This window comes from Pseudoalteromonas apostichopi (genome assembly GCF_030297135.1).
GTDB classification, from domain to species: Bacteria; Pseudomonadota; Gammaproteobacteria; order Enterobacterales; family Alteromonadaceae; genus Pseudoalteromonas; species Pseudoalteromonas apostichopi.
In genome coordinates this window covers 1,911,667-1,934,898 of sequence record NZ_AP028065.1, presented here as the reverse complement: position 1 = coordinate 1,934,898, position 23,232 = coordinate 1,911,667, and the positions used below count along the sequence as shown (strand labels likewise).

Genomic DNA, 23,232 nt, shown 5'->3' with positions numbered 1-23,232 from the left:
GCCATGAGTAAAGAACTAATCAGCCAAGAGAATATTGTGGTTGGCGAGATTGCCAACGGCCTTCCACTGACAATCCCTGTGTATCGCTTAAAAGGCGATGGCACAGGACCAAGCGTGTATATACAAGCTAATATGCATGGCGCAGAAGTACAAGGTAATGCAGTAATTTATCAGTTACTTGAACAGCTAAAATCTCTAAAGCTACGTGGCGACATTACTCTTGTGCCTTATGCCAACCCAATTGGTTGTAACCAAAAATCAGGTGAGTTTACTCTGGGTCGCTTCGATCCAATTACTGGTACCAACTGGAACCGCATGTACCGCTTTAACAAAGCATTACCCTCACAGATTGCTGAACTGCACAAAGGCAGTGATGATGCGACTCTTAAAGCTGCATTCAAAGAGGCACTCGTTACTGACATCGACAGCCAACTAACCGGTCCTGACTACAGCCTAACAACAGGTAAGCGCATTGCTCTGAACCTGCAAAAGCTTGCGCATCAGGCGGATATTGTTTTAGACCTACACACAGGACCTATCTCAAGTCAGCACCTCTATTGCCCAGAATATGCCAAAGACAGCGCAAGCTATTTCAACATTGAACATATCTTATTGATTCCAAGTGACTTTGATGGAGCGATGGATGAAGCGAGCTTCTGTCCTTGGTGGTCGCTTTCTGAAGAACTTGCCAAACAAGGCCGTGAATTTGCAGTTCAAGTTGAAGCATTTACCGTTGAATTAGGTAGCCAAGAAAAAATCGATTTAAGTGCAGCCCTTGAAGATGCAAATAGTATTTTAAGTTACCTCACTCACAAAGAGGTATTTGTAGATGCTGCTTATAAACCAAAAGCGATAACACGCTATGCCTGTATGCTTGAAGATTATGTTGCTTACTATGCGCCTATGGGTGGCATGGTGGAATACCTTGCCCCGCTTGGAGGCCATGTAAAAGCAGGCGAACCTATAGCCCACATTTTACGAATGGAGCGCTACCTTTCTGAGCAACCCCTTCAAACATTAAGTTTTGATAAAGACGCCATCGCTATTTTGCATTTTGCTTCAGCAAGCGTGAATCAAGGCACTGAACTTTATAAGTTTTTTACAAACGTATTTGAGCTATAAGCTCACACCTTCTCATTGCGTGAGAGTCGACGGCTTATGCCCTTAGGCCGTTACAGTAGAGCTCCAAGCTTAGCTTGGGGCTCTCTATTTACCCAAAATTTCAACAATTCAGTACAAGTTCACGGTTACTTATGTAAAAATCGTTATAATTATACCTACTTACAAGTCTACTGAAAGGGAACTGCAATGGGATGGCGCATTTGGCTGGCAGCCGCTGGCTTATTTTCTGTACCTGTATTCGCTCAAACTGAACAACCACAAACTAACGAACAAGATGACGCGCTAGAACTCGTAAAGCAGTGTATTTTGAACGAAGCTATTGGCGGTGACGGTAAACAAACACTCGAAGAACTTCGTAAAAAGTGCTCTGACTTAGACGAGAGCAAAAAGCTCACGGCTTTAGACAAACGCAAAGCTCGTGAAGAAGTGAGCAAGAAAAACCGTAATGTAATCACTCCACATAAGCGTAACTACATTTTACCGCTCTCTTACGTGTCTAACCCTAATGAGCGCCCTTTTGATGGTTTAAAAGACCTTGCTGAAGAGGTCGATGGCGAGCCACTCGATAACCTTGAAGTGAAATACCAACTATCAATTAAAGTACCTATCTTCGAAGGCTTCTCAGATAAAGACCAAGGTATCTTTTTTGCTTTTACATTGCAGTCGTTTTGGCAGTTTTATAACAAAGATATTTCATCACCATTTCGTGAAACCAATTACGAACCGGAGATATTCTGGATGAACTATCTTGATCCTGAGCATGTACTGTGGGGTGATGAAATGGCAATCGCAATTGGTGCCTCGCATCAATCTAATGGTCGAAGCCAACCTAATTCACGCTCGTGGAACCGTATCTATGCTGATTTCTTATGGGAAAAAGATGGCTTTGTATTTAGCTTTAAGCCGTGGTATCGCATTCCTGAAGATAAAAAAGATGATGAGCTAAAAGCACGTGGCGATGATAATCCAGATATCTACAAATACATGGGTTATTTTGAATTCTCAGGTGCATACCGTTACAACGAGCATGAATTCAGCTTTATGACGCGTAATAACTTAAACTCAGATAACCGTGGTGCAATCCAGTTAGATTGGTCTTTTCCTCTTTGGGGCAGGTTACGTGGTTACGCACAATACTTTAATGGCTATGGCGAGAGCTTGATTGACTACAATGCTGATATTGAACGCTTTGGTGTCGGTATTCTGTTAACTGACTTGCTTTAACTGTAATAAAGAGCGAGCTTTAGTTAGCTCGCTCTAAATAGTCGTTATTTTTTAACGATGAAGTGGCCTTCAAATTCAGCAACTAACACATCACCATCATATACATTCACTGGCACATGGTAGCTTGCTTTACCATTAGACTCTAAATCCGCTAACTTACCTTTACAACCAGCCAATTCAACGCTCCCGCGAGGGTCGTTATTCAGTGGCTTAAGGTATTTAATATTAGCATCAGCTAACACGATATTTCCTTCAAGGCCTGCTTCTTTCAGCGCAAGGTAAGTTGCCCCCCACCCTGTTAGCGTTGCTAAACTATAAATAGAACCAGCAAACATTGTATTATGAAGGTTTAAGTTCGCATCTAAATCAGCACGAGTAGTAAACTGCCAATCAGTATAGCTTTCAACTTTAATCCCCATCGCATCACTGATTGGAATCGACTCACGCCAAGTATTTTGTAGTACTTGTGTCCAGTTTGGATGACGAAACCAACCCGGTTCAGACGGTTTTTGTTTTACCATTTTCCAGTGCTGCACATCGTCATACGCGAGATGCGCTTTTTCTTTTACTTCGTAGCCATGGCGCTTGTAGAAATCAAGCGCGCGTTCACGAGCAAACAATACCAATTCATCGGCATCTTGAGTCCATGCTATTTTTTCTAATTCATGTAATAAACGACTACCGATATGCTGGTTACGGTTACCTTCAGCCACCGCCATATAGCGAACTTGCGCTTGCTGATGATTATTAAAATGTAGGCGAGCTACACCTAAAACTTCGCCGTCATTATTTTTGATAAAGCGGTGCTCTGCGTCTTGCTCCAAGTCATCTTGCTCAGAACCACGCGGCTCGCCCCAAGGCGCTCTTAAAACCTGCCAACGTAGTGAATAATACGCTTGCCAATCTTCGCTGCTTTGTGGGGTGGTCACTTTAAACATAAAAACTCCTGTGATAATTCAGCCACTGTCTGTTGTTTTTCTCACGTGGCCTTTGGAATGCGAATTACGATACGCGATCTTCTAACAAGTTGGAATAATACTTTGGTGACCCAGTCTAAATTATTATTCCAAGCTGTAAAAACTAATGCACAATTGCACTTTATGCCTACTGGTCTATGCTGAAATAATTGTCTTATTTTTATAAATAAATAGCTAAAGGCCCGAAATATGGAACATTTTATTGAACCCAGTGGCGCAGTAAAACATAGTTTTATTGAGGACTGCCACCGATTAGGGCAACTCATCTATTGGCATAAGCAAGGCAATTACAGTATTCAAGTTAGACAACTTAACCAATTACGCTGGTTACTGATCAACGAAACTCTACAATCCGTCATTGAGAAACGTCGCCCTGCGAGGTTGCTTTTTCCTCATTTACAATACCTTGCAAAGCTTTGGCAAGACTTAGAAGAGCCTAAAAAAATTTTAGAATTAGGGTTAGGTGGCGGTGCTATTCGTAACTACTTACAGCACACCTACCCCGACAGCCAGCTGACATCAGTTGATAAAAATCCCGACATAATCCACTGCTATAAACGCTACTTTGGTGGCGATCATGCCAATAATCTACACTGTTTTGATGCGCAACAAGTTTTAGAGCAAAATAACAAATACAATTGGATTATCTTAGATTTATTCAGTGAAGTAGACGCACCGCTATTTTTATATAAGCACCAGTTTTACACTAAATTAAGAGCTGCAATGGCAAAAGGTGGTTTATTGTTTATTAATTTTTTATCTAATCACCCATCGCAACTAAAGCAACTTGAGCACCTACTGATCACCGAGTTTGGTAAGCGCCCAAGTATTGTGAAAATCCCAGACTATGTGAACCACATAGTGATGATCAAAAAGTAAAAATACTTATACCAACCCGCTTAATTAAGTAGTCTATTTTGAGGCAATAAAACCTCGTTGATAACAAGGCAAAAATTTCGTTATTTAGTTGTTCTAAATGAGAAATTTTTAACGCAGTTAGCGACAGGTTTAATCCCTCAAAATGATTAAGTATTATTGCGAGTTGGTATTACACAGCTAAATTAAAAGTAACTGGACCATCGTTGCATAAGCTTACTTGCATATCAGCACCAAAACGCCCAGCAGCGACTGTTAGGCCCGATTTTTTAGCTTCAGCGATAAAATACTCATAGAGCGTATTTGCTTGTTCAGGTGTGCCAGCACTTGAGAAGCTCGGACGCATGCCCTTTTTAGTGTCAGCTGCTAACGTAAACTGCGAAACCACTAATAGCTCACCCTTAATATCCTTCAAACTTAAATTCATCTTTCCTTGTTCGTCGGTAAAAATGCGGTAATTACTGACTTTATGTAAAAGCTTCTGAGCGCTTTGCTCGGTGTCTTGTTTTTCAACACCTAATAACAACAAAATACCTTGTGAAATTTCACCCACTACCTCGCCTGCCACTTCTACTTTTGCCTGTTTTACTCTTTGAATTAAGCCTTGCATTGATCCCTCGATAACTTGATATACATTAAATCTGCGGCACGTCGCATTGCCGCCAAATATACCTGATTATCGCTGCTGTGCCCAATGCCATCTAAAATCAATAATTGTGCATTTAACTGTTCAGCAAGCTGCTGTACCGCACTATATCGACAGATCAAATCGGCGCGGCCATGAATAAACCAAATAGGTAAATGAGTAAGTAAATGTGCATTTTCTGCGATAAAAGCCTCTTCGATAAAGCAGTGATTACGAAAATAATGCACCATTAACCTTGCTTGATTTAACCCTACATGGGGCTCTTGTAAACCCCAGTTTGTTAATGGCTCACCATGGCACAGCACCTGTTCCCAATGACACCATAGTTTGGCAAATTTACTTGCTTTTATTTGATCGTCACTGTTTAACTGTTGCTGATAAAAATCGAGTAAGGCATGCCAATCGGAGTAATTGTGCGCAAACTCATTGAAGCACTCTGGATAAAAATGCGCGCCGGCTCCATTTTTTGTATAGAGCCATTCAAAGTCGCTATTACAAGCTAGAAAGCTGGCCCGTAAAATAAGTCCTGCAATATGTTCCCGATGATTTATTGCGTATACAAGTGCCAACGTGGCGCCCCAAGATTCGCCACAAACAAGCCACTTATCAATACCTAACTGGTTGCGTAACAACTCAAGGTCTGCGACTAATTCGGAAGTGGTATTTTTAGATATATCATGAGGTGTAGAATGACCACAGCCACGCTGGCTGAACATGATCACCCGAAAACGTTCTAAGTCGAAAAAGCGGCAATTTTCTGGGCACAGCCCCGCGCCAGGACCGCCATGACATAACACCACTGCAATTCCCGTAGACGCACCATATTCTTGAACATGGATTTGATGACCATCACCAACACTCAAATGATAGTCACGGTTAGCAACATAATGTGGATGTAACTGCACCTCGCTCTCCTTAGGTGCAGTATATTTAAACCTCTATATCAGGCGTGTCCTCAATATTCTCAGGGCTGATACATACAGTAAATTCTGCACCGAGTAATACGACAATCCACGACAAATACACCCATACAAACAGAATAGGTATTGTTGCCAACGCCCCATAAATAACCTCGTACGATGGGAAGTGACTGATGTACAAAGCAAAGCCTTTTTTTGTCAGCTCAAACAACATAGCTGCAAACAAAGCGCCCGGAATTGCCGCTCTAAATGGAACTCGTGTGTTAGGAACTAAAGTATAGAGCATAATGAAGCCAATCATTGAAATTATGTAAGGTAATAATTTCAATAAAAAGCCGCTAAACCCGGGAATCCCCTGATCAGCAAATGACACTAAAGAGACAATGTATGAGGTCACACCAATACTTGCACCTAGTAGTACAGGGCCTAAACTGAGCACCATCCAGTATACGGCAAACGAAATCATCATTGGGCGTTTTTTCTTAATACGCCAAATTCGGTTTAATGTAGCATCAACATTCCGGATAAGTAGTAAGGAAACCGCTGCTAAAAAGCCCACACCGACAGCAGTCATTTTATTAGCATTACCTGCAAAAGCACTGATATGCTCTTTAATTACATCTGTAGAGGTCGGCACAAGATTAGTAAACAAAAAGTTTTCTATGGTCACCAATGTGCTTTCGAACCCAGGAAAAGCAGAAAAGATTGCCACACCGACAGCCACTAAAGGTACGATTGATAACAGGGTTACATAAGCCAAATAACCAGCATTTACAGTTATTTGATCGTCAATACAACGATTAAGATACTGCATCCACCAAGTAGGTTGTTGCTTCAAGAAAATGCTTATTTGCAGCTTATAACGACTGAGCTTCTCATCCATAGAATCTAATTTCTGCTAAAATGTTTTGATAATCATAGCAATCCACCACATAATTTGAAATGACAGGTACCTAAAAAGGATTCTCAATGAAAAAACTGACACTTTTAAGTGCACCACTATTTGCAGTAACAATGGCATTAACAGGCTGTCAGTCAGCTTATTACTCAGCCATGGAGTCTGTCGGTGTGCATAAGCGCGACATTTTAGTTGATCGCGTAGAAGAAACAAAAGAGGCGCAGCAAGAATCGCAAGAAGAGTTTCAATCAGCATTAGATAGATTAACCACACTAATCAACTTTGAAGGTGGTGAACTACAAGATGCCTACAATCAACTTAATGATGACTACGAGTCGAGCTTAGCGGCAGCGAATGATGTAACAAGTAATATCAATAAAGTAGAAGATGTAGCTGAAGCCCTATTTGATGAATGGGCCGATGAGCTAGAGCAATACAAAAGCGCCTCACTAAAACGTGAAAGCAGCAAAAAGCTCAATGCAACTAAGCGCCAATTTGATCAACTACTTCGCTCAATGCGCAGTGCAGAAAGCAAAATGGAGCCGGTATTATCATCACTACATGATAATGTTCTGTATTTAAAACATAACCTCAATGCGCAGGCTGTTACTGCAATCAAAGGTGAGTTCACAAGCCTAAAACGCGATATAAAAGTGTTAATGGACGACATGAACAAATCAATTGAAGACTCTAATAAGTTCATTGAGCAAATGAATAAAGCGGGCTAACCAACTCAAGCTATTAGTAAAAAAAGCCTACTTAAACGTAGGCTTTTTTGTGTAACCTCTTGTTACTTTTTAATGATTTATCTTAAATTTTATTTTGCTAAACTCACGGCAAAGAATAAAAAGTAAGCATGGTATGCATTTAAAAACTCTCTCAACACTTATTGCAGCAGCACTCTTGAGTGCATGCAGTAATTCAAACACTGTTAATGTTATTGCCGGTGAAGGCACCATCACTCCATTAAAAACCGAGGGTGAGTACAAAGGTCGCTACCACAACCTTTATCCTGGTGATAAAGAATACCCAACAACCTGCACTGACAATTGCTATGAAGCGTCAGAACTACTCGTGTGCGACGACAGCAACTCACAATGCCAATATCAAGCACAGCAAAATGTACCTGCAATCAACTCAGGCTTTAAGGTTCGTTGGTTAGGCCATGCTAGCTTTTATATTCAGTCACCCAATGGTGAACAGCTGTTGTTTGACCCTGTTAAGGATCAGTTTGATTCACCCGTAGACTTAGCCTTTAAGCTAGCAGGGGGCATCTATCGCAAACCCGGTTTTTGGCCATCAAAAGTACAACTTAATGGCTTAGATGCGGTAATGTACTCACATATTCACTATGACCATTTTAACAAAGCGGATATAGAAGAAATTGGCAATGCTCCGCGCTATTTAGTGCCATTAGGGTTTGCAGATAACTTCCCGACGGGTGGCTTTAATATTTCAGAAATGGCATGGTACGCAAGTACACAAATTAATGACTTAACTGTTAATGCGGTGCCAGCGCACCATTTTAGTAGCCGTATTATGGTGCCTTTCATTTACGACGACCACAACAAAGATCTCTGGAATGGCTGGTTACTAGAACAAAATGGTAAAACCTTATTTTTTGCTGGCGATACCGGTTACTCAAAACATTTTCAAGATATTAACCAAAAATATGGCGAGATTGATGTGTGTTTGCTGCCGATAGCTTCCTATTACCATGAAGAAAATGGCAAATGGTATCGTTATGTTCACACAACGCCAGAAGATGCATTAAACGCGGCAGAGGAACTAAGCTGTAAAGTGATGATCCCATGGGGTTATGGCAACTCAAGCTGGCAAATGGGTGATCACTCGAGTCACTCTGCGTTATTGAGATTACTACATATGCAAAAGCAGATGAACAGCCAAGTTCCTCTTTACATATTAAATGAAGGCGAGCAAGTGTCACTGTAGTGACACCTGCAAGCATTACATCGTATGTTTGAGCAATGAGTCACGTAAAGCTAGCATAAGTTTATGCGCGCTTCCTGCAGACATGGCTAATGGGTTAAATTCGCTGGTCCCTGAATATTTAAGATTAATAGGGCTTACTTGTTTAGTGTAAGGAATATAACCCATAGACCAATTTTCAAATTCCCTTTCATAAATTTCACAATAATTCAGCATGATAATTTTACGATGACGCTTGTCATTAAGAATACGATGATAAGTCTCATTCACTGCTTTCCGTGACCCTTCGAGGCATTGCATAAAATGAGAACTATTAAAACAAAGTAGCCCTGTTACATTACATTTAGCATTATTCTGTTTAGCTTTCTCTAGAATATTTTCGATGTCATTAGGTCCAAATCCATCGCTAATTTCACTTGTGTAAATCAGTCTAACTAAATACATCTTACTCTCCTGCAAGGTAGATTTAGAAAAGATAGTACAAGTGGGGGGGTTAGTAAAAAGTTGCGAGTTGCTCATTAAACTAAATAGTTAGGTTAGAAATACAAAAAATAAGCAAAGCTATAGCTCTAATAGCAATGTTGGAACAATTCACTCCTAGTGAATGAGCTTAGGCTAAATTCCAGTGGCATTAACTTTGTTATGGAAATATTTTCCTAAAATTCCTGTAGGTAGCGATAAAACATTAATCACTGTGGTACGAAATATTACGCCAACAAGAAAAGTAATATCAAGGTCAGGATTACCATCCCACTCAGGTTGGGACATTAGTTGCGACACATAGTGTAAGTCACTTGCGATCTGACGGCTGACGGCTGACGGCTGACGGCTGACGGCTGACGGCTGACGGCTGACGGCTGACGGCTGACGGCTGACGGCTGACGGCTAATCATACAACAAAAAACCGCCGTATTTTTCAATACGGCGGTTTTAATTTTGAAAAACTAAAAGACCTTATTAGTCTTTAGCTGCACGACTCGCACGTTTACGCTCACTTTCAGTTAAGTGACGTTTACGAATACGGATGCTCTGAGGTGTAACTTCCACTAACTCATCATCATCGATGAATTCAATCGCTTGTTCAAGCGTATAGTTAAGTGGTGGTGTTAACGTTTGTGCTTCATCTGTACCAGATGCACGAACGTTAGTAAGTTGCTTACCTTTAAGTGCGTTTACTGTTAGGTCGTTATCACGGCTGTGGATACCGATAACCATACCTTCGTAAACTTCAACACCGTGACCGATGAATAACTTACCGCGGTCTTGTAAGTTGAATAATGCGTTAGTAAGTGCTTTACCTGTTGCGTTTGCAATCATTACACCATTCTTACGCGCACCGATAGTACCGCCTTTATGTGGACCGTAGTGATCGAATGTGTGGTAAAGAAGACCAGAACCAGACGTTAATGTCATGAATTCAGTTTGGAAACCAATTAAGCCACGGCTTGGGATCATAAAGTCCATACGTACACGGCCTTTACCATCTGGAGACATGTCTGTTAGTTCACCCTTACGAAGACCAATTTGTTCCATGATAGAACCTTGGTGCTCTTCTTGACAGTCGATTGTAAGTGTTTCGTATGGCTCTTCTTTTTGACCATCAACTTCACGAAGGATTACTTGTGGACGAGAAACCGCAAGCTCGTAACCTTCACGACGCATGTTCTCGATTAAGATACCTAAGTGTAACTCACCACGACCAGAAACACGGAAGCTATCTGGATTGTCAGTTTCTTCAACACGTAGTGCTACGTTGTGTACAAGCTCAGCTTGTAAACGCTCAAGGATGTTACGTGAAGTTACGAATTTACCTTCTTTACCAGCAAATGGTGATGTGTTTACAGAGAACGTCATTGTTACTGTAGGCTCATCAACGCTTAGCGGTGGTAATGCTTCAACGGTATTTACATCACAGATAGTGTCTGAGATTTTCAGCTCACCAAGACCTGTGATAGCAATGATGTCACCCGCGCCTGCAGATTCTGCTTCATGACGCTCAAGGCCTAAGTAGCTCATTACTTGGCCAACTTTACCGTTACGCTTAGTACCGTCTGCACTAACAATTGTTACTTGTTGGTTAGGACGAACAGTACCACGCTTGATACGACCTACACCGATAACACCGATGTATGAGTTGTAGTCAAGCTGAGAAATTTGCATTTGGAAAGCACCTTCAGGATCTGCATCCGGTGGAGATACTTCGTCAACGATCATCTTGAACATTGGTTCCATGTTATCTGATGGCTCGTCTAAATCCATTGTTGCCCAGCCGTTGATCGCTGATGCATAGATTACTTTAAAGTCTAACTGTTCGTCAGTTGCACCTAGGTTATCGAATAAATCGAAAACTTGGTCCATAACCCAGTCAGGACGTGCACCTGGTTTGTCGATTTTGTTGATAACAACAATCGGCGTTAAACCTTGTGCGAATGCTTTTTGCGTTACGAAACGCGTTTGCGGCATTGGACCTTCTTGAGCATCAACAAGTAGTAATACTGAGTCAGCCATCGAAAGTACGCGCTCTACTTCACCACCGAAGTCGGCGTGTCCTGGGGTGTCTACGATATTGATATGGTAGTCGTTCCAAGAAATAGCTGTGTTCTTAGCTAAAATGGTAATACCACGCTCTTTCTCAATGTCGTTTGAGTCCATTACGCGCTCTTCGTTACCGCCGCGCGTTTCTAATGTGCCTGATTGCTCAAGCAGTTTATCAACCAAAGTTGTTTTACCGTGGTCAACGTGGGCGATAATCGCTATATTTCTTAACTTTTCGATGCTCATATTTTTTCTCAGAGAAATTGAATCTCATTGATCCTGCAAGATCTACGCAGTCACCTGCGTTTTCACCAGATGTCCCAGCATAGGATTTAAAAGGGCGCATATTATCCCTTAATAATGGCATGGATGAAAGTTTATCCAATATAAATTTATAAACTTTCTTCAGGCTTTTTATAAGTATCTGTTTTATAAATGACAAATTTATGAAAATTAAAGTGAATCTGAACGCAAAACTGGCGAAAATTTAGTTTTTGAACCATATTTTGGCACTAAATCGTGTTCGTAGCAGAAAAATTGGCACGCGCAATAATTGTGCAAAAATAAGGTTGCACTTTTTATGCACCACAATGAACTTTTTATGCACCAACTTGGTGCTTGAAGAGTTAACAAAACTGAGCCGTGTTTATTTTTATAAGCCTAAACAATGTGTTAAAAACATGGCACGAAACCAGCTTACAATAGCGAAAAGCAATAATGCAGCAAAAATAAAACCCAACAATTGGAGGACACATGTCACAATCGGTTTTAGATTTTATCAAAGAAAATGACGTTAAGTTCATTGATTTACGCTTTACTGATACCAAAGGTAAAGAACAGCATGTTTCTATTCCTCATCACCAAATTGATGAAGATTTCTTCGAAGACGGCAAAATGTTTGACGGTTCTTCAATTGCTGGTTGGAAAGGTATTAATGAATCAGACATGGTACTTATGCCTGTGCCTGAGTCTGCGAAAATGGACCCGTTTTCTGAAGAAGCTACACTAATCATACGTTGTGACGTAGTTGAGCCTTCAACACTTCAAGGTTACGAGCGTGACCCGCGCTCTGTTGCAAAACGCGCTGAAGAATACATGCGTTCTACAGGTATTGCTGACACTGTGTTATTCGGCCCTGAACCAGAATTCTTCCTATTTGACGATGTTAAGTACAAATCAGACATGTCTGGTTCTATGTATAAAATCGATTCTGTAGAAGCAGCTTGGAACTCAGATAAAGATTACGAAGGTGGCAACATGGGTCACCGTCCAGGAGTTAAAGGCGGTTACTTCCCGTGTTCACCTGTTGATTCATCACAAGACTGGCGTTCAGCAACTTGTTTAGTTCTTGAAGAACTTGGTCAAGTTGTAGAAGCTCACCACCATGAAGTAGCAACTGCAGGTCAAAATGAAATCGCAACGCGCTTCAATACAATGGTATTAAAAGCTGACGAAATCCAAGAGATGAAATATGTTATCCATAACATGGCTCACTTATATGGTAAAACAGCGACTTTCATGCCTAAGCCAATTGTAGGTGATAACGGTTCAGGTATGCACTGTCACCAATCTTTAGGTAAAGATGGTGTAAACATCTTCGCTGGTGACAAATACGCTGGCCTTTCTGAAGAAGCTCTTTACTACATCGGTGGTATCATCAAGCACGCTAAAGCAATCAACGCATTTGCTAACGCGTCTACTAACTCATACAAGCGCCTAGTTCCAGGCTTCGAAGCACCAGTAATGCTTGCATACTCTGCACGTAACCGTTCTGCTTCAATCCGTATTCCAGTGGTACCGTCTGCAAAAGCACGTCGTATCGAAATTCGTTTCCCTGATCCAACAGCAAACCCATACTTAGCATTCTCAGCAATGCTTATGGCGGGCCTTGACGGTATCAAAAACAAGATCCACCCTGGCGATGCAATGGACAAAGACTTGTACGATCTACCTGCTGAAGAAGCTGCTGAGATCCCACAAGTTGCATCTTCTTTATCTGAAGCACTTGCATCACTAGACGCTGACCGTGAGTTCTTAACTCAAGGTGGTGTGTTCACTGATGACCTAATCGATGCTTACATTGCTCTTAAGAGCCAAGAAGTTGAAAAGCTTAACATGACAACTCACCCAGTTGAGTTCGAAATGTACTACAGCGTTTAATTTAACGCTGTATCAGAATTATCTGAAAGATAATAAATGTGTGTTCTCAAGCCCGCTTTGCGGGCTTTTTTAATGGTAATTGAGCGGGTTCTACTCTACAGTTTTATTTAAATAAAAAATGCAGGGTTGCAGGGTGAAAAGCACAACTTTATTAGTATTATTGCTGATTTTTATAAGCTTTTTTGGCTATAGCGCAGCGCAAAAAGTATATTCTTGGAAAGATAAGAACGGCGTTTTAGTATTTTCTGATACACCGCGACCTGGTGCTATCGAAGTAAAAATAAATACCCAAAATTTGACTATGCCAGCTACCGATACCAGTATACTTGATAGGGGCGCGCCAAACACCACACCTATTAAATTTAAAGTCAGTATTTCATCTCCTAAAAACGAAGCCACTGTTCGCGAAAATACCGGCTCTGTATACGTTACTGCGCGAATTAGCCCACGCTTTGAAACAGGGTTTAAAGTACAGCTTTTACTTGACGGTACGCCCCATAGTGAACCTAGTAATAGTACGACCTTTGCACTAAGAGAGGTCAACCGCGGTGAACACACATTACAAGCAAAACTTTATGATGCTAATAATAAACTCGTTTCGGTTAGCCCAATCAGCACCTTTTTCATGCATAGAGCTTCTGTAATTAGTGGAAACTAATATTTCAACTTAACGTCTCGCAACGCAAAAAGAATATGCTAAGCTGCAATAAATCGAAACGCACTAAAATGGTGCAACCATGCTCAGTGATACACACTTTAATTCTGAATTGCTCGACAGTATTTGGAAAAATTTAAGTACTGCCGTTATTCTACTCGACCATGATTTTAAACTGGTTTATGCCAATGATAGCGCCAGTGAGCTTTTAGGTTTAGGCCCGAAGCGAATCATCAATCAACCTTTTGACAACTTATTTAACTACCACTCAATAGACTTAAAGCGCATAGCTCAGTATTCATTATTCGATGGTGTCGATTGCCATCAGCATAGAGCTGACGTAGTGTTCGTTGATTCTCGTCATGCAAAATTGACCATTAGTACACGACGTATAAGTCACAACGATAGTCACTATATATTGTTCGAATGCCGTCAAATGGATGATGAAATCCGTCACGATCAAGCCTCTAATCAAATGCATCAATATCAAGCTGCACGAAACTTAATTCGTGGTTTAGCACACGAAATTAAAAATCCTTTAGGTGGAATTCGCGGAGCGGCGCAATTATTGCAGTATGAGGTTGATCAGCAAGAACGAGATCAATGTGCTGAATTAATCATTGAACAAGCCGACCGTTTACGCGAGCTTGTAGACCGTTTACTTGGTCCGAATCAATTGCCACATAAATCTTATGGCAATATTCACCAAGCTTTAGAGTCAGTGATTAAACTGAGCATGTTAGACAACAATGCCAATATCACTTTAGTGAAAGACTATGATCCAAGTATACCAAGCGTATACATCGATCAAAGTAAAATTCAACAAGTGGTACTGAACATTATTCGTAATGCACAACAGGCACTCGTTGATGGTGGTGAGATAAGAATAAAAACCCGCATCAATCATCAACACAGACGCCCTGGTAAAGCACCGAAAAAGACCTTGCTGATACAAATTTCAGATAACGGCCCAGGTATAGACAAGAGTTTACGTGAAACCTTGTTCTACCCAATGATCACCAACAAAGAAAATGGATCAGGGCTTGGTTTATCGATAGCGCAAACCTTGGTTGACCAACATGACGGCCACATTGATTGTGACAGTTGGCCAGGCCATACAGAGTTTAATATCTATTTGCCTTTTACGGATTAATGGTTTTTTGGAGTAGTCATGAAAACAGTCTGGTTAGTTGATGATGATGCCTCAATTCGCTTTGTACTAGAAAAAGCGTTGGCACGTGCAGGATTTGAAACTGAAAGCTATGCAAACGCACAAGATGTGCTTAATGCATTAAAGTTTAGCCAGCCCACGGTATTGGTATCTGATGTGCGTATGCCAGGTATGGATGGTATGGCGTTACTTGAAACCATTGCTGAACAAAACCCGGGCTTACCGGTGATCATCATGACTGCTCACTCTGACTTAGATTCGGCGGTTAATGCATTCCAAAAGGGCGCATTTGAGTACCTTGCCAAACCGTTTGACTTAGATGAAGCTGTAGCGCTGGTAGAAAGTGCATGCCGAGCTAATTCCACGAAAAAAACTAAGCGAAAACAAGCACCACAAACTAATGCACATATAATAGGTGAAGCACCCGCTATGCAGGAGGTGTTTCGCGCGATTGGTAAATTATCAGCATCAAGTATGAGTGTGTTGATTAACGGTGAGTCAGGGACAGGTAAAGAGCTTGTCGCCAGTGCCCTTCATAATCATAGCCCACGCAAAGAAAACCAATTCATCGCCCTGAATATGGCTGCAATTCCTAAAGAGTTAGTAGAGTCAGAGCTATTTGGTCACGAAAAAGGCGCATTTACAGGGGCAGACAGCATCCGTAAAGGCCGCTTCGAGCAAGCAAATGGCGGCACCTTATTTTTAGATGAAATTGGTGACATGCCACTCGACGTACAAACACGTTTATTGCGCGTTTTAGCTGATGGCGAGTTTTATCGTGTTGGTGGTCATCAAAGCATTAAAGTTGATGTACGTATTATTGCTGCTACGCACCAGAATCTAGAAGATTTAGTAAAACAAGGCAAATTTCGTGACGATTTATTTCATCGTTTGAATGTTGTGCGCTTACGCTTACCTGCCCTACGCGAACGTACTGAAGATATTGAACGACTAGCACAACACTTTTTACATAAAAGTGCCAAAGAGCTACAAGTTGAAAGCAAAATATTAAGCCCAAAAGCCACAGAGCAGCTACGCTTGTTTAATTGGCCTGGTAACGTGCGACAACTAGAGAATACTTGTCGCTGGTTAACCGTAATGGCACCGGGTGAGCTTATCAGTGAACAAGATTTACCACCGGAGATTGTTGCTGTCGAGCCTACTGAGCAAGAAGGTGATTGGCTGGATGCATTTCAACAATGGCTTAACCTTGAACTTAAACAAGGCAAAGAAAATATTTGGCCAGCCATTCAAGCTCAACTTGAAACTCGCTTGATTAAAACAGCTCTTGCCAACTGTGCTGGCCACAAGCAAGAAGCCGCAGTAAAGATTGGCTGGGGTCGCAATACATTGACCCGCAAGCTAAAAGAGCGCAATATTAGCTAATTTTAAGTTATACCGATGTGAGTCAATGAATTTAATCGAGCACATTCCACTCATTAAACAAATGGAAATTATTAACAGATTGCCGTTTTTTAGGGAGTTTACTCTCAGTGAGCGACAAGTGTTATTAGAGTCCTTCAGTCATTTATATTTGGTCAAACAGGGCCGCGCAGTTTTCAAACAATATGATACTGATAAACGACTTTATATTGTGCTAAGTGGCTCACTCATGGTGTTCAAACAAAGTCACTTACTTGAACTTGGCACAATCGAGCCCGGTGAGTTTATCGGTGAAGGCGCATTTATTAATAACCGAGAGCACAGCACCAGTGCACGCGCTAGAGTCGATACCATTTTGTTAGCTATCACCCCTGAAGCACTCATCCGCTTACCCAATGTGATCCGCGAGAAAATTAAAGATCGCATAATCGAAGGCATGAGTGAACGTATTACTAAACTCAGTAATTACCTCGAATCAGGTAGTTAGTCCATATACACCACTTGCAATGAGCAATTCAACCAACTGGGCTTATTAACGCGAGCCGTATAACGATAAGTATCAGATGGTTTTAGACCAAAAGGGGTACTCACTTTTGGCGTTAAATGACTGTATGTTTGCGAGTAATTTTTATAATAAATGACTAAGTAGCCATATAAATAATCCCAATCTAGCGAGACTTTTCTACCGCTTGCAAGGGTAAAGTGTGCCTGCTTGTCATTAAATGTAACAGCAAGATCATTGTACTTGTCTTCAACACATCCAGTGGTGAGTACACGAGTCGGCATAGTAAAACTAGTTGCAGTATTTTTAGCTCTTAAGTAAAAGCCAATATTTCCATGATTGTAAAAGTGATTGGCATCTGTGGTGTACTTAATTTCAGCTTGATAACCCAGCCCCTGCATAATTTCTGCAAGTTGCTCGGTTTCATGAGTCAGAATTTTATCGCTCGATAACATTAAGGTCGCATCAGCAAAGTCTCTTGGAATAGGTAGCTTTGTGTATTCATAAGGTAAGCTTTGCTTATTTAAAGCTTGCTCTAATGTGTGCAGCTGTTGTTCATCAAGTTTTTCAGTGTATACGTACACTGTTGGTTGCTGACAACCTGCCAAAATTAAAAATAGGGCTGCTGAAATTATCCTTTTCATTTTCTTTCTCACTTTGGATTACAACTGTAGTCTAAAGTGAGAAAAACAATAAATCAATTAATTAAGATGTTTTTTCAGCCAACTATTAACACTTTGACGGGTATATAGAATATCTTTAAATAAACGGTGGGTTTGATGCTGGAGCAGTTTTTCTTTATTTGTTTCCCCTGAACTCAGCTGGCTATGATTATCATTAAATCGCGAAATTAACGCAAAACCTTGTTCTGATTTTTCAGGCTGAGACTTAATTGTTTGTGTTAACAAAGCTCGCACATCATCTGCTGCAAGCAATGACGAATCTTGCAAACCCATTAACTCTTTTCTTAGCGCTGATCTTACGCCCATTACAACTTCTCCTGAACGAATAAAAAATGAAACGGACATGCATTTAGCAATTTGTACACCAATTCCAAACGCGCGCAGTGTACCCAGTAAATACTGCAGTTTTTTTACTGTTTGTAAAAATTTAAGATTATTTATTACTGTAAATTTTAACCGCTTGGAGAGCTTAAAAATTTAATCTTGGTTCAATTGAGTGCTAGGCTTTATAATGGCTGCGATTGAATTAAGAGAGACCAACATGAACGAAGATTTCATCGAAATTGAACTAGAAGAAGAGCCAATAGAACTATGCAACTTGCTAAAAGTGCTCGACCTAGTCGAAACAGGTGGCCAAGCAAAAGCCTTAATTGGTGAGGGTTATGTTGGGGTTAACTATGAAATTTGTACAATAAAGCGGAAAAAATTATACAGTGGTGACGTGCTGGCTTTTGATGGTGAGTTGTTCCAACTTACATTAAGTGAAGATGCTACACCGAACCCTCGCCCACCGGAATCTGTTCAAAAAGCACAACCACAAAACAGTGAAGAAGCGCCAAAAAAATCAAAGCGTAAACGTACTAAAAAGCCAAAAGTGGACGAAAAAACCGGCCGCCGCCCTATCTCTTTTGGTTAACTAAATCTTGCTTAGTTAGCATAAATCACCTTTAATTGGATGCGATAATAACAACAATAAAAGGTGATTTATGGCTCCTCCGTCTTGGCTCAAGCCACTTGCTTGGGCAGCATTTGTTTGGAATCTTTTAGGCGTCATTGCATTTGTAATGCAGCTGTTGATAACACCCGAAATGATTAGCCAACTCCCAGAAGCACAACAAGCCGCATACCGCGACATCCCGCTCTGGTCAACGGCTGCCTTTGCAATAGCCGTGTTTGCAGCAAGCTTTGCGAGCATTTTATTACTCGCCAAAAAAGCCCTTGCCAGAGAGTTATTTTTAATCTCGTTTATCGCTGTATTAGTCCAGCAATATTATAATTTTGTGGTGATAGATAGCCTTGCCATGTTTGGTACTAGCGCATTAGCAATGCCATTCTGCGTGATCGTTATTGGTTTACTATTACTGTTTATTAGCCATAAAGGTAAACAACAAAACTGGCTCAACTAAAAGCACTTATTTCTGAGGGTAGTTTAAAATAACTACCCATTTATCTGTCCCTATCCCTTGAAATAAATCACATCGGCATCAACTATATTAGATAGCATATTTTTTCATCAGCTAGATGAATTTCTCAGCTGGTATTAAGTTTGCAATAACGCTGTGTCAATTTCGAAAAGGAAACAACAAGGCAAGCCAAACTGCTTGCTCAAACCACAGGGGCAAATAATGAATAACAGTTTTGATACCCAAAAGCAGCTTACGATTAATGGTGAGCAATATCATATTCACTCTTTACAAGGGTTAGGCGACAAAGCAAAACGTCTGCCATTCTCATTAAAAATCTTACTTGAAAACCTATTGCGCAATGAAGACGGCGTAAATATTAAAAAGCAAGACATCGATGCCTTATTAAACTGGGACCCACAAGCCAAACCGTCAGCAGAAGTGGCGTTTACGCCTGCTCGTGTTGTAATGCAAGACTTTACAGGTGTTCCAGCCATTGTTGATTTAGCTGCGATGCGTGATGCCATGGAAAAACTTGGTGGCGACCCTGCGAAAATTAACCCGCTATCGCCTGCCGAGCTGGTAATAGACCACTCAGTGCAAGTTGATGGCTATGGTGAAGATGGCTCATTCGACTTAAATGCGAAACTTGAATATGAGCGTAACAAAGAGCGTTACGAATTTTTACGCTGGGGACAAACCGCCTTCGATAATTTGAAAGTCGTGCCACCAGCTACCGGCATCGTACACCAAGTTAATTTAGAATATTTAGCCCGTGTGGTGTTTAACGATAGTAAAAATGGTAAATCACTCGCCTACCCAGATACCCTAGTCGGAACCGATTCGCACACCACCATGATCAATGGTCTTGGGGTACTTGGTTGGGGAGTGGGTGGTATTGAGGCTGAAGCCGCAATGCTTGGTCAACCAATCAGCTTACTCATTCCACAGGTCGTCGGCTTTAAGCTCAATGGTCGCCTGCCTGAAGGTACGACCGCAACAGATCTTGTGCTAACCGTGACAGAAATGCTGCGCAAGCATGGCGTCGTGGGTAAATTTGTTGAGTTTTATGGTGATGGTCTTGCTGATTTACCACTTGCAGACCGTGCAACTATCGCAAACATGGCGCCGGAGTATGGAGCAACCTGCGGTATTTTCCCAATCGATGATGAAACCATTAACTACCTGCGTTTAACAAACCGCGATGACAAACAACTTAAACTCATCGAAGACTATGCGAAGCATCAAGGCTTGTGGCGTAATCCTGGCGATGAAGCTCATTATACCGACACACTTGAGCTATCGCTTGATGATGTAGTGCCGAGCCTTGCCGGCCCAAAACGCCCGCAAGATAGAATCGCCCTAGACAAAGCTGGTGATATCATTGGTGAGCACTTAAAAGGCTTCCAAGATGAGCGCATGCAACACCGTGATAAAAGCGATGTTCAAGAGGCTCGCATTGAAGATGAAGGCCCAGCAACCAATCCTGATGAGCCAGTGAACGAAGCGCAATATATGGGTGCAGCTAAAGTTAACTTTAAAGGCGAAGAGTTTGAGCTTAAAGATGGTGCTTGTGTGATTGCAGCAATTACGAGCTGTACAAACACCTCAAACCCAAGTGTTATTTTAGCTGCAGGTTTAGTTGCTAAAAAAGCCAAGCAATTAGGCTTAAAGGTTAAGCCATGGGTAAAAACCTCACTTGCTCCAGGCTCACAAGTCGTGACTGATTACTTGAAAAAAGCCGACTTAATGGATGATTTAGATGCTTTAGGCTTTAATCTTGTTGGTTATGGTTGTACAACCTGTATCGGTAACTCTGGACCTTTAGCTGATGAAATCACTGATGCAATTCAAAAACATAAACTAGTAGTCAGCTCTATTTTATCGGGTAATCGTAACTTTGAAGGCCGTATTCACCAAGATGTGAAAATGAACTTCTTAGCGTCACCACCACTTGTGGTTGCATACGCTATAGCTGGTCGTACAGATATAGACGTTTATAACGAGCCCCTTGCACAAGATCCTAATGGTAATGACATTTACCTAAAAAATATCTGGCCAAGTGTCAGTGAAGTTAGCGAGCTAGTCCGTGAAACAGTGACCAAAGAAATGTTCGCATCAAGCTATAGCAATGTGTATCAAGGCGATGATCGTTGGCAAAAAATTCAAATTCCTGATGGCAAACTTTATGATTGGGATGATGCGTCAACCTATATTAAAAGAGCGCCATTCTTTGATGGCATGGAGATTGAGCCTCCAGGGATCCCAAGCATAAGTGGTGCACGCTGTTTAGCTAAACTAGGTGACTCAGTAACCACTGACCATATTTCACCAGCGGGTGCGATTAAAGCAGATGCCCCAGCAGGTCTTTACTTGCAAGAGCATGGCGTACAAAAAGCACAATTTAACTCATATGGTTCGCGCCGTGGTAATCACGAAGTAATGATGCGCGGCACCTTTGCTAATGTGCGTTTACGTAATCTATTAGCACCGGGTACTGAAGGCGGTGTTACCCGTATACAACCAAACGATGAGCTCGCTAGTATTTATGATGCAGCCATGCAATATCAACAAGATGGCACGCCACTCATTATTTTAGCAGGCGCGGAATATGGCACAGGTTCATCACGAGATTGGGCAGCTAAAGGTTCACTATTACTTGGTGTTAAAGCCGTTATTGCACAAAGTTATGAGCGTATTCACCGTTCTAACCTCATTGGTATGGGTGTTTTACCCTTACAATTTAAAGAAGGTGAAAGCTATGAATCACTGGGCCTAACAGGTCAAGAGTCATTCGATTTTGAAGGCTTATATGACAAAACCAATGAAGTCAGCGTGATTGCCACTAACAGTGAAGGCAAACAAATTAGCTTTAGTGTTGATGTGCGTATAGACACCCCTAAAGAATGGGATTACTACAAGCACGGCGGTATTTTACAGTATGTACTGCGTAATATGCTGGCTGAGCAGTAATTGATTTAAGTTAACTAAGGGGCTGAATTTTCAGCCCCTTTTTTTGTTTAAAACACCAATTAATTGCAGTTTAGACCAACACAATTATTTACAAAAAATGAAAAGCACATAAAATCAGCATGTTAAAATTGGACCATAGTTTGCAAATACTAACCAGATAAAAATCACAATAATTTTGGAATCCATATGACTATTGCCTCATTCAAACGCGCAATTTGCGCGACTGCCATCTCATCAAGTTTATTATTAACTGGCTGTGTTATTCATGTCTCTCCGGGTCAAATCGCAGAACAAAAACAACAAGACTTAAACGTTTCGGCTGCAGATATAAGCGAATTAAAAATTGATGCCGAAGCAGGTTCTCTGATCATCAAAGGCGACCATAACGCCACAGCTATCACTGTGAATGCCAATATCTATGCGGCTAAAGGCGATGAAACCTATACACTAACCCTCGAAAAGCACGGCGACACCGCAGAGCTTATCAGCAAGCTCAATAATGGTAGCTTGTCGTTTTACAGTGGTTCATCACCTCATATTGATTTAATTGTCTCTGTACCTAGCAACCTTAAACTGGATATCGATGATGACTCAGGTGACATCGTTATACGTGCAATGCAAAACAATATCAGCATTGATGATGACTCAGGATCAATTTTGATCGAAGGTGGTCACAATATTAATATTGATGATGACTCGGGCGATATTCGCATTAGCAATGTAAGCGGAAATATCAACATTGAAGATGACTCTGGTTCAATTATGATAGACCAAGGCCAAGGACGTATTGATATTGAAGATGACTCAGGAGATATCCGCATCGAGAACAGCCAAGGTCCAGCACGTATTATTGATGAATCAGGTAGTATCAGCGTTAAAACACTGGCGGGTGCACTTACTATAGAAGACGGCTCTGGTGATATAGATGTAAGACAAATCAAAGGACTTGTTATTATTACCGATGGCTCTGGCAGTATTTATGTTGATGACACACTTGGCCTGACAATTATCGAAGCAGGTTCAGGTGATTTAAGTATCGATAACATCAACGGTCCTGTAAAACTGGATAGATAATCAACAATTGCTTGATTTAGAACAATCTATTAAATAACCACAGCACCTACACTTTAATTAAGGCTAAAGTGAGGTGCTTG

The 23,232-nt window shown here is 41.2% G+C and carries 22 protein-coding genes; 14 read left to right on the top strand and 8 right to left on the bottom strand.

Annotation, left to right across the window (positions count from 1 at the left end; translation table 11 throughout):
• Positions 1–3: 3 nt before the first annotated feature.
• Together QUE86_RS08660 and QUE86_RS08655 are read left to right on the top strand one after the other, a co-directional pair.
• On the top strand, positions 4–1,122 hold the full coding sequence (locus QUE86_RS08660; protein ID WP_286256626.1) for a succinylglutamate desuccinylase/aspartoacylase family protein: 1,119 nt from the start codon (positions 4–6) through the stop codon (positions 1,120–1,122).
• 186 nt (positions 1,123–1,308) lie between these two features.
• Entirely contained in the window at positions 1,309–2,346 is a 1,038-nt protein-coding gene (locus QUE86_RS08655; RefSeq protein ID WP_130049988.1) for a phospholipase A, read from the top strand.
• A gap of 44 nt (positions 2,347–2,390) precedes the next feature.
• Here QUE86_RS08655 and QUE86_RS08650 read toward each other — a convergent pair whose 3' ends face one another.
• Positions 2,391–3,284, bottom strand: a complete 894-nt coding sequence (locus QUE86_RS08650) for a bifunctional GNAT family N-acetyltransferase/hotdog fold thioesterase (RefSeq protein WP_130049989.1) — start codon at positions 3,282–3,284, stop codon at positions 2,391–2,393.
• A 228-nt stretch (positions 3,285–3,512) separates the two neighbouring features.
• On the opposite strand from QUE86_RS08650, the gene QUE86_RS08645 reads away from it, so the two are divergent.
• Positions 3,513–4,202: a spermidine synthase gene (locus tag QUE86_RS08645; protein WP_130049990.1), complete on the top strand. Its 690-nt coding sequence runs from the start codon at positions 3,513–3,515 to the stop codon at positions 4,200–4,202.
• A gap of 169 nt (positions 4,203–4,371) precedes the next feature.
• On the opposite strand, the gene dtd is transcribed toward QUE86_RS08645, so the two are convergent.
• Genes dtd through QUE86_RS08630 form a run of 3 tightly spaced genes read right to left on the bottom strand, consistent with a single transcriptional unit; the run spans position 4,372 to position 6,648 of the window.
• Positions 4,372–4,809 carry a D-aminoacyl-tRNA deacylase gene (gene dtd, locus QUE86_RS08640; RefSeq protein ID WP_130049991.1) on the bottom strand — a complete coding sequence of 146 codons (438 nt, stop codon included), beginning with the start codon at positions 4,807–4,809 and terminating at the stop codon, positions 4,372–4,374.
• Positions 4,797–5,750 (bottom strand): alpha/beta fold hydrolase, encoded by a 954-nt coding sequence (locus tag QUE86_RS08635; protein WP_286256620.1) that lies wholly within the window; start codon positions 5,748–5,750, stop codon positions 4,797–4,799. Before QUE86_RS08635 ends, dtd begins: the two co-directional genes overlap by 13 nt.
• Before the next feature lie 25 nt (positions 5,751–5,775).
• Positions 5,776–6,648, bottom strand: a complete 873-nt coding sequence (locus QUE86_RS08630; protein ID WP_055198935.1) for a virulence factor BrkB family protein — start codon at positions 6,646–6,648, stop codon at positions 5,776–5,778.
• 86 nt (positions 6,649–6,734) lie between these two features.
• Here QUE86_RS08630 and QUE86_RS08625 point away from each other — a divergent pair, with 86 nt between their 5' ends.
• Both QUE86_RS08625 and QUE86_RS08620 read left to right on the top strand, forming a co-directional pair.
• Positions 6,735–7,391 (top strand): DUF2959 domain-containing protein, encoded by a 657-nt coding sequence (locus QUE86_RS08625; protein ID WP_130049993.1) that lies wholly within the window; start codon positions 6,735–6,737, stop codon positions 7,389–7,391.
• Positions 7,392–7,524: 133 nt separating this feature from the next.
• The gene (locus QUE86_RS08620; RefSeq protein WP_286256614.1) at positions 7,525–8,616 is read left to right on the top strand and encodes an MBL fold metallo-hydrolase; all 1,092 of its coding nucleotides are present in this window, start codon (positions 7,525–7,527) and stop codon (positions 8,614–8,616) included.
• A 15-nt stretch (positions 8,617–8,631) separates the two neighbouring features.
• On the opposite strand, the gene QUE86_RS08615 is transcribed toward QUE86_RS08620, so the two are convergent.
• Together QUE86_RS08615 and typA are read right to left on the bottom strand one after the other, a co-directional pair.
• The gene (locus tag QUE86_RS08615) at positions 8,632–9,057 is read right to left on the bottom strand and encodes a BLUF domain-containing protein (RefSeq protein WP_286256612.1); all 426 of its coding nucleotides are present in this window, start codon (positions 9,055–9,057) and stop codon (positions 8,632–8,634) included.
• A gap of 513 nt (positions 9,058–9,570) precedes the next feature.
• Complete coding sequence (gene typA, locus QUE86_RS08610; RefSeq protein WP_130049997.1) at positions 9,571–11,394, bottom strand: translational GTPase TypA; 1,824 nt, start codon at positions 11,392–11,394, stop codon at positions 9,571–9,573.
• 507 nt (positions 11,395–11,901) lie between these two features.
• Between typA and glnA the strand changes: the two genes are divergently transcribed.
• The 5 genes from glnA (at position 11,902) to QUE86_RS08585 (ending at position 17,004) form a co-directional block, all read left to right on the top strand.
• Positions 11,902–13,308 carry a glutamate--ammonia ligase gene (gene glnA / locus QUE86_RS08605; RefSeq protein ID WP_130049998.1) on the top strand — a complete coding sequence of 469 codons (1,407 nt, stop codon included), beginning with the start codon at positions 11,902–11,904 and terminating at the stop codon, positions 13,306–13,308.
• A 133-nt stretch (positions 13,309–13,441) separates the two neighbouring features.
• Positions 13,442–13,966 (top strand): DUF4124 domain-containing protein, encoded by a 525-nt coding sequence (locus QUE86_RS08600; protein ID WP_233786779.1) that lies wholly within the window; start codon positions 13,442–13,444, stop codon positions 13,964–13,966.
• A gap of 79 nt (positions 13,967–14,045) precedes the next feature.
• On the top strand, positions 14,046–15,116 hold the full coding sequence (gene glnL, locus QUE86_RS08595; RefSeq protein ID WP_130050000.1) for a nitrogen regulation protein NR(II): 1,071 nt from the start codon (positions 14,046–14,048) through the stop codon (positions 15,114–15,116).
• Positions 15,117–15,134: 18 nt separating this feature from the next.
• Complete coding sequence (gene ntrC / locus QUE86_RS08590) at positions 15,135–16,520, top strand: nitrogen regulation protein NR(I) (protein ID WP_250661528.1); 1,386 nt, start codon at positions 15,135–15,137, stop codon at positions 16,518–16,520.
• Positions 16,521–16,545: 25 nt separating this feature from the next.
• Complete coding sequence (locus tag QUE86_RS08585) at positions 16,546–17,004, top strand: Crp/Fnr family transcriptional regulator (protein ID WP_130050002.1); 459 nt, start codon at positions 16,546–16,548, stop codon at positions 17,002–17,004.
• Here the strand turns inward: QUE86_RS08585 and QUE86_RS08580 are convergent.
• Together QUE86_RS08580 and QUE86_RS08575 are read right to left on the bottom strand one after the other, a co-directional pair.
• Positions 17,001–17,663, bottom strand: coding sequence for a hypothetical protein (locus QUE86_RS08580; RefSeq protein WP_130050003.1), 663 nt, complete (start codon positions 17,661–17,663; stop codon positions 17,001–17,003). The two genes, QUE86_RS08585 and QUE86_RS08580, sit on opposite strands and share 4 nt — an antisense overlap.
• 57 nt (positions 17,664–17,720) lie before the next feature.
• Complete coding sequence (locus QUE86_RS08575) at positions 17,721–18,008, bottom strand: hypothetical protein (RefSeq protein ID WP_062566674.1); 288 nt, start codon at positions 18,006–18,008, stop codon at positions 17,721–17,723.
• A gap of 235 nt (positions 18,009–18,243) precedes the next feature.
• On the opposite strand from QUE86_RS08575, the gene QUE86_RS08570 reads away from it, so the two are divergent.
• From QUE86_RS08570 to QUE86_RS08555, 4 genes are all read left to right on the top strand, one after another.
• Positions 18,244–18,618, top strand: a complete 375-nt coding sequence (locus tag QUE86_RS08570) for an RNA-binding S4 domain-containing protein (protein WP_130052215.1) — start codon at positions 18,244–18,246, stop codon at positions 18,616–18,618.
• A gap of 70 nt (positions 18,619–18,688) precedes the next feature.
• Positions 18,689–19,108, top strand: coding sequence for a hypothetical protein (locus tag QUE86_RS08565; RefSeq protein WP_130050005.1), 420 nt, complete (start codon positions 18,689–18,691; stop codon positions 19,106–19,108).
• Positions 19,109–19,327: 219 nt separating this feature from the next.
• Entirely contained in the window at positions 19,328–22,078 is a 2,751-nt protein-coding gene (gene acnA / locus QUE86_RS08560; RefSeq protein ID WP_130050006.1) for an aconitate hydratase AcnA, read from the top strand.
• A gap of 186 nt (positions 22,079–22,264) precedes the next feature.
• The gene (locus QUE86_RS08555; RefSeq protein ID WP_286256596.1) at positions 22,265–23,152 is read left to right on the top strand and encodes a DUF4097 family beta strand repeat-containing protein; all 888 of its coding nucleotides are present in this window, start codon (positions 22,265–22,267) and stop codon (positions 23,150–23,152) included.
• Positions 23,153–23,232: the final 80 nt, after the last annotated feature.